The sequence below is a fragment of the Pseudomonas sp. genome, from assembly GCF_041601375.1.
GTDB lineage: Bacteria > Pseudomonadota > Gammaproteobacteria > Pseudomonadales > Pseudomonadaceae > Aquipseudomonas.
This window is the reverse complement of record NZ_JBFIIG010000035.1, coordinates 23,752-29,751: the sequence shown is the minus strand read 5'-3', so window position 1 is coordinate 29,751 and position 6,000 is coordinate 23,752. Positions and strand designations below refer to the sequence as shown.

General features: G+C 63.9%; 5 protein-coding genes and 1 pseudogene. 3 read left to right on the top strand and 3 right to left on the bottom strand.

Annotation, left to right across the window (positions count from 1 at the left end):
• From ABZE94_RS07400 to ABZE94_RS07390, 3 genes and pseudogenes are all read left to right on the top strand, one after another.
• Positions 1 to 451: pseudogene (locus ABZE94_RS07400) on the top strand (hypothetical protein); the annotation flags it as partial.
• Positions 452 to 702: 251 nt separating this feature from the next.
• The gene (locus ABZE94_RS07395; RefSeq protein WP_372874892.1) at positions 703 to 996 is read left to right on the top strand and encodes a DUF2845 domain-containing protein; all 294 of its coding nucleotides are present in this window, start codon (positions 703 to 705) and stop codon (positions 994 to 996) included.
• Between the two features lie 67 nt (positions 997 to 1,063).
• Positions 1,064 to 1,348: a DUF2845 domain-containing protein gene (locus ABZE94_RS07390; RefSeq protein WP_372874890.1), complete on the top strand. Its 285-nt coding sequence runs from the start codon at positions 1,064 to 1,066 to the stop codon at positions 1,346 to 1,348.
• Positions 1,349 to 1,560: 212 nt separating this feature from the next.
• On the opposite strand, the gene ABZE94_RS07385 is transcribed toward ABZE94_RS07390, so the two are convergent.
• From ABZE94_RS07385 to ABZE94_RS07375, 3 genes are read right to left on the bottom strand one after another with little or no spacing between them, the layout of a single operon-like run.
• Complete coding sequence (locus ABZE94_RS07385; protein ID WP_372874889.1) at positions 1,561 to 3,804, bottom strand: ATPase, T2SS/T4P/T4SS family; 2,244 nt, start codon at positions 3,802 to 3,804, stop codon at positions 1,561 to 1,563.
• A gap of 9 nt (positions 3,805 to 3,813) precedes the next feature.
• Positions 3,814 to 4,944 carry a sensor histidine kinase gene (locus ABZE94_RS07380; protein WP_372874888.1) on the bottom strand — a complete coding sequence of 377 codons (1,131 nt, stop codon included), beginning with the start codon at positions 4,942 to 4,944 and terminating at the stop codon, positions 3,814 to 3,816.
• On the bottom strand, positions 4,944 to 5,606 hold the full coding sequence (locus tag ABZE94_RS07375) for an ATP/GTP-binding protein (RefSeq protein WP_372874887.1): 663 nt from the start codon (positions 5,604 to 5,606) through the stop codon (positions 4,944 to 4,946). The genes ABZE94_RS07380 and ABZE94_RS07375 overlap by 1 nt, the downstream gene beginning before the upstream one ends.
• Positions 5,607 to 6,000: the final 394 nt, after the last annotated feature.

Genomic DNA, 6,000 nt, shown 5'->3' with positions numbered 1-6,000 from the left:
CGAAGGCATCAGCGCGCCAAGCAGCGATGGCCCGCCACTGGCCGAGCAGCGCCTGCAGCGCGAGTACCAGAATACCTACTACAAGATCCTCCAGCGCCGCGGCGACGCGGTGCCGGCCGCGGTCAACCAGCTCGAGGTTCCGGAAGAGGAGAAAGCCCCACTGCTCGAAGGCATCTACCGCGCCCGTCTGAAACGGCAGCCACCCGCCGAGTGGCAGGAGCTGGACGAGGAACAGCGCGCGGCCAATCTGCGCGCCGCCATCTTGCAATTCTGGGGCAAGAGCCAGATGCTGCAACGGCGACTGGCCCAGGCCCGCGCCTCCAGCATCAAGGATTATCTGGTCGAGCGTGGCGGCCTGGCCGACGAACGCATCTACCTGCTGGATGTCGGCCTCGGCCAGGCGCAAGAGGAAGGCCGGGTGGCCACGGCGCTGCACCTCGATAGCCAATAAGGCCCAAGCGATGATGACGATCAAACACCTCAGCGGCTGGAAAAATTTCGAAGGCCGTCGCGAGAACGCCGTCGGGCCAGCGAAACAAGGCGAGCCAGGTGAAAACGAGGGTGTTTGGCGTGCCAAGTGACCGAAGTTTTGACTCGCTTCGCTCTCCCTGCGGGCCAGCCTGCGGCTGTTACTCCGCTGCGCTCCGTTTGCGTAGCGCAACGCAGTTGCAGCCGCCCGGCGACGGTCGTAGCAGGCAAGCGATTTTTTTTCAGTCTCTCGGCCTGGCCCTGCTCCTCGCTTGCGCCCCGGCAGCCCAGGGCGACACCCTGCGCTGCGGCAGCCAACTGGTGAGTGTCGGTGATCGCAGTTTCGAGGTGGAGCAGAAATGCGGCGAGCCGGTTTTTCGTGATCTGGTCGGCTACACCCTCGGGCCGTACCAGCGCCAGGAGCTGAAGATCGAGGAATGGATCTACGGGCCAAGCAACGGCATGCTGACCATCCTGACCTTCGAGGGCAACCGCCTGACGCGCATCGAAAGACGACGCGGGCCCTGACAAGCGCCTGGCCGCGCGGTAGTCTGGCGACATCATTGGCCAACCGATTAGCCTTGTGAAAGCCCTAATGACCACCCTGCTCGTGCTACTGGCCGGCAGCAGCGAGGCTGCGACCTTGCGCTGCGGCAGCGCCTTGATCAGCACCGACGACAGCACCCTCGAAGTCCTCGACAAATGCGGCGAACCCCGGAGCCGCGACTTCCTCGGCTACCGTGAAGTGCGCGACGACTACGGTTTTTATCACGAAGTGCCCATCGAGGAATGGACCTACGGCCCGCGCAACGGCATGTACCATTTTCTGCGCTTCGAAGGTAACCGGCTGCGTGACATCGACAGCAAACGCGGCAACTGAATACGACTAAGCCCCGATTACTTGTCGCCTGTCGCGCTGACTGGGGCAGGCACCCGGCAAATGCTGTTGTCAGGTTCAGGCCATTCGCCGCCATCAGCAGGCCATCGCTCAGGTGCCTGTGCAAGCATCGAGCGCCGTCGTGGCGGTCGTCCCCCAGACAGTCGCAGCAAGCAGCAATTTTTTCACCGCCGCTCAGGCAACGGAGCGCCTCGCTACTCCTGCAAGTTCTGCGGACCGAGCAGGCGCAGCACCTCCTCGATGGTGGTCAGGCCGGCATGGATCTTCTCGCGCGCGTCATCGAACAGCGTGGTCATGCCCTGCTCGCGGGCGATGGCCTGCAACTGGGTGGCGCCGGCGCCCTGGGAGATGGCGTCACGCAGCCTGTCGCTCATGGTCAGCACCTCGTGGATACCTACCCGGCCCTTGTAGCCCTGATTGCAATGCTCGCAGCCGCGCCCCTGGAAAAACTGCAGGTCCGGCTCGAGCAGACACGCCGCCAGGCTTCTCAACACCTCCCTGGGGGGCGTCACAGGGACGCGGCAGTGGTTGCAGATACGCCGTACCAGCCGCTGGGCGATGATCGCCTCGAGCGCCGAAGCCAGCACATAGGGCTTGAGCCCGAGGTCGAAGAGGCGGGCGATGGTCGCCGCCGCCGAGTTGGTGTGCAGGGTGGAGAACACCAGATGGCCGGTGAGCGCGGCATGGAAGGCCACGTCGGCGGTTTCCTGATCGCGGATCTCGCCGAGCAGGATGACATCGGGGTCCTGGCGCAGGATCGCGCGCAGGATGCTGGCGAAGCTCAGGCCGATCCGTTCGCGCACCGGCACCTGACCGGCCAGGTCGACGTGGAACTCCACCGGGTCCTCGATGGTGACGTAGTTCTTCTCCGGCGAGGCCTCGTGCTGCAACAGGGCGAACAGGGTGGTGGTCTTGCCGCTGCCGGTCGGCCCGGTGGCGAGGATGATGCCCTGCGGCTTGCTCACCACATGCAACAGGCGCTTCAGGTTGTGCGCCGACAGGCCGAGATCTTCCAGCGATTGCGCCGCGGACTGACGCTCCAGCACACGCATGACGATTTTCTCGCCGTTGATGGTCGGCAGCGTGGAGATGCGCAGATCGACGATGCGCATCGGCGTCTTCACCGTGATCCGGCCGTCCTGCGGACGCCGCCGTTCGGTGATGTCCAGCTCGGCCATCACCTTGATCCGCGACACCAGCGACATCAACAGGGTACTGGGGATCTGGATCTTGTCCTGCAGCACCCCATCGATGCGATAGCGCACCACGATCTGCTTGGTCCGCGGGTGGATATGGATATCGCTGGCGCCCAGGCGCAGTGCCTCGAGAATGATCGCATTGACCAGACGGATCGCCGGCGGATCCTCCGAGCTGCCCAGCAGCTGCTCGAGGCTTTCGCTGTTGGCGTCGTCGTCGAGGACGATCTCGATGCCTTCGTAGGGGTCGCTGTTGCCGACCACCGTCGCCAGGTCTTCGAGCTGATTGCCGGGTTCGCCGAATATCTCCCGATGTTTGTTTTGCAGCTGCTCGAGCTCGCACAGCAAGGGGTGGATGCTGTAGCCGGTCATGAAGCCGAGTTCTTCGATCAGCCCCATGTCCATCGGGTCGGCCATCGCCAGGCGCAGGCGCTTGTCGGTCACCCGCAGCGGCAACACCAGTTGGCGCATGCAGACCGCCTGCGGCACCAGGGCCAGCAGCGGCAGATCGACCTGGAACTCGCGCAGATCGACCTCTTCGAACATCAGGTCCTTGCGCATCAGCTGGTAAATCTTGTCACTATCGATCCAGTCGTGCTGCATCAGCTGGCGCATCACCGGGGTCTTGTGAATCTGCATCTCCTTGTGCAACAGCTGGATCTGCTGGGCGTTGAGCAGGCCTTTCTTGTGCAGCATGATGGCCAGCTGGCTGCGGTTGGTAACGCCCAGTTTTGCCAGGGTCGCCAGGTCGCGGTGCTGCTGGTGGTTTTCCTGTTCCAGGGCGCGGTTGCGCTGCAGCAGGGCATATTGCTCGAGCGCCAGGGCTATGGTCAGGCGCAGGTCATCGTCGTTCCATGGTTTGAGGATGAAGCGGTAGACCGCGCCGCCCTTGACCGACCCCATCACCGCGTCGGTATTGGCATGCCCGGTGAGCATGATGCGAATGGTCGCTGGCCAGCGCTCGCGCACCTGGCTGAGCAGTTCGCTGCCATTCATCTGCGGCATCATGAAGTCGCTGATGATCAGCTGGATCGGCTGGCTAGTCAGAATCTTCAGGGCTTCGATGCCATTGCGGGCGAAGTGCAGCTCATAGTTCTCGCGCTGAAACACCCGGCGCAACGCGGCGAGGATGCCCGGCTCGTCATCCACCAGAAGCAGGCTGTAGGGCGCGCTGGGCGCGGCATCGATCTCCTCGGCATTGGGTCTCTCTCCGACAAACAGCGACGCATAACGTTTGGCCACGATAACTCCTTAGCGGCAGAGGAAACGCAGGGTCACCCGGGTGCCTGTGCCGAGGCGGCTGTGCACCAGGATCTCGCCCTGGTGAGCGGTCATTGTGTCGCGCGCCACGCTCAAGCCCAGACCAGTTCCCGAGCCGACCGGGCGGGTGGTGAAGAAAGGTTCGAAGAGGCGTGGCAGATCTGCTGCGGGGATGCCGCAGCCGTTGTCCTCGACGATCACCTCCAGCGCGCCACCCCCGCCCAGGCGGCTGGTGACGCGTATGCTGCCCGGCCCGGCGAGTGCCTTCACCGCATTGTCCAACACGTTGTAGAAGACCTGCGAGATCTTCGCCGGATAGCCGGCCAAGTGCGGCATCTCGGACAGTCTCAGCTCGATATGCAACGCCTGACTGCTCTCGGCCTGCAACAGGTGACAGGTGGTGCCGATCAGGGCATTCAAGTCACAGGGCACGAAATCCGCCTGATCGATGTTGGAAAAGGTCTTCAGGTCGGTGACGATGGCCGCGATGCGCTGGGTTCCACTGAGCGATTCGCCCAGCAGATCCTTGAAATCCTTCAACAGCGGGGCACAGGCGGGGTCGTCGGGCAGTTTTGCGCCCAGCTCATCCAGGTAGTCGCCGGCGACCCGCAGGTTGCTGGCAATGAAGCCTATCGGGTTGTTGATCTCATGGGCGACCCCGGCGGCGAGCTGGCCGATCGAGCGCAGGCGAGCCGTTTCGTAAAGCTGTTGCTGGGCTTGCTCGATGACTTTGACCTGCTCGTCGACCCGCGTCTGCAACTGTGCGGAAAGCTCTCGGTAGCGCGCCTCGGAGGCCTGCAGCGCGGCATTCTGGCGCTGCAGCTCGGCGAAACTGGCCTCGGTGGTGTCGTGATGCAGATTGGCCGCCAAGCGATACTTGCCGACATAAAACAGCACGAACTCCAGCACCCGGGCCGCCGCCTGCTGCACCTGGGGCTGCTGGGGGCAATGCAGCCAGCCCAGGGTTTCCAGGTTGAACTCGACCGGTTCGGCATCGTCGCGGTAGTGCTCATGCAGGCTCAGCGGCTGAGTAACCAGGGCCTGCAGCAGCTGCAGCAGGCGTTGCTGGCGCTCGACCGGGAGCAGATCGATCAGTTGCGGGTCATCCTCGAAGCCCAGCATCAGTTGCCCCCCTCTGCCATGCTCAGCTGGCGAACGAAGGTCGCCGCGTCTATGCTTTCGCCACTGGCCAGTTGGTATTCCCGGTCGAGCGCGGGGTAAAGCCGCTCGAGCAGCAGGCGAAAGCTTTCCACCACCCCCTGACCACTGATCGCCGAGGCCAAGCACAACGGCGCCCAGGGCGTGTCCCGCCAGCGCGCCTGCAGGCCGTCCTCGTCGACCGCCCCGGGTACGTCGCGCTTGTTGAACTGCACCACCAGCGGCAGTTGCTCGATATCCATGCCGAGCTTCTGCAGGTTGTCGGCGAGGTTGTCGAAGGCATTGGCGTTGTTGTCCTGTTGCGCCGCCTGCGAATCGGCGACGAAGATCACCCCGTCGGCGCGCGACAACACCGCCTTGCGCGTGCTGTCGTGCTGTACCTGACCCGGCACGGTGTAGAGCTTCAGGCGCAGGTCCAGGCCATTCTCGCTGCGCAGGCCGATCGGCAGCACGTCGAAGAACAGGGTGCGGTCGTCGCGGGTCTCGAGCACCATCAGTTCGCCCTTGCGTTGCGGGCGCAACAGGGTGTGCAACTGCATCAGGTTAGTGGTCTTGCCGCTCAGGGCCGGCCCGTAGTAGACCACCTTGAGCGTGAGCTTGCGTTCGTGTGCGAGATAGTCAGCCATGCTCACCACACTCGCCGGACTCGAGCCGGGCCCCAGGGTATTCGGCCTCCGGACGCAGCGGGGCGCAGAGAACATGCGACTCATCATCCACTGACTGGCTCCTGGTCATCCTGCCCCCCTTGGGCCGGCCTCGACTGCTCGGGCTTGTACATCGACACGACACTGACCTCGTTGAGGTTAGTAGCCAAACCCCGGTCGCGCTCCTGCACGGCCTGCTGGTCACAGCGCGAATTGGAGTGGGATTGCTCGACAGCCCCGCTGGGCCGCGACAGCGACACATTGGTAACGCCACCATCATGACCTCGCTACCAGCCGCCCACCAGCTACTTTTTCGCCACCCTGGCAAGCGGAACCCGCCCTCTTCCCCGCGCCCGGCAAGGAGCGAACCGGTAAC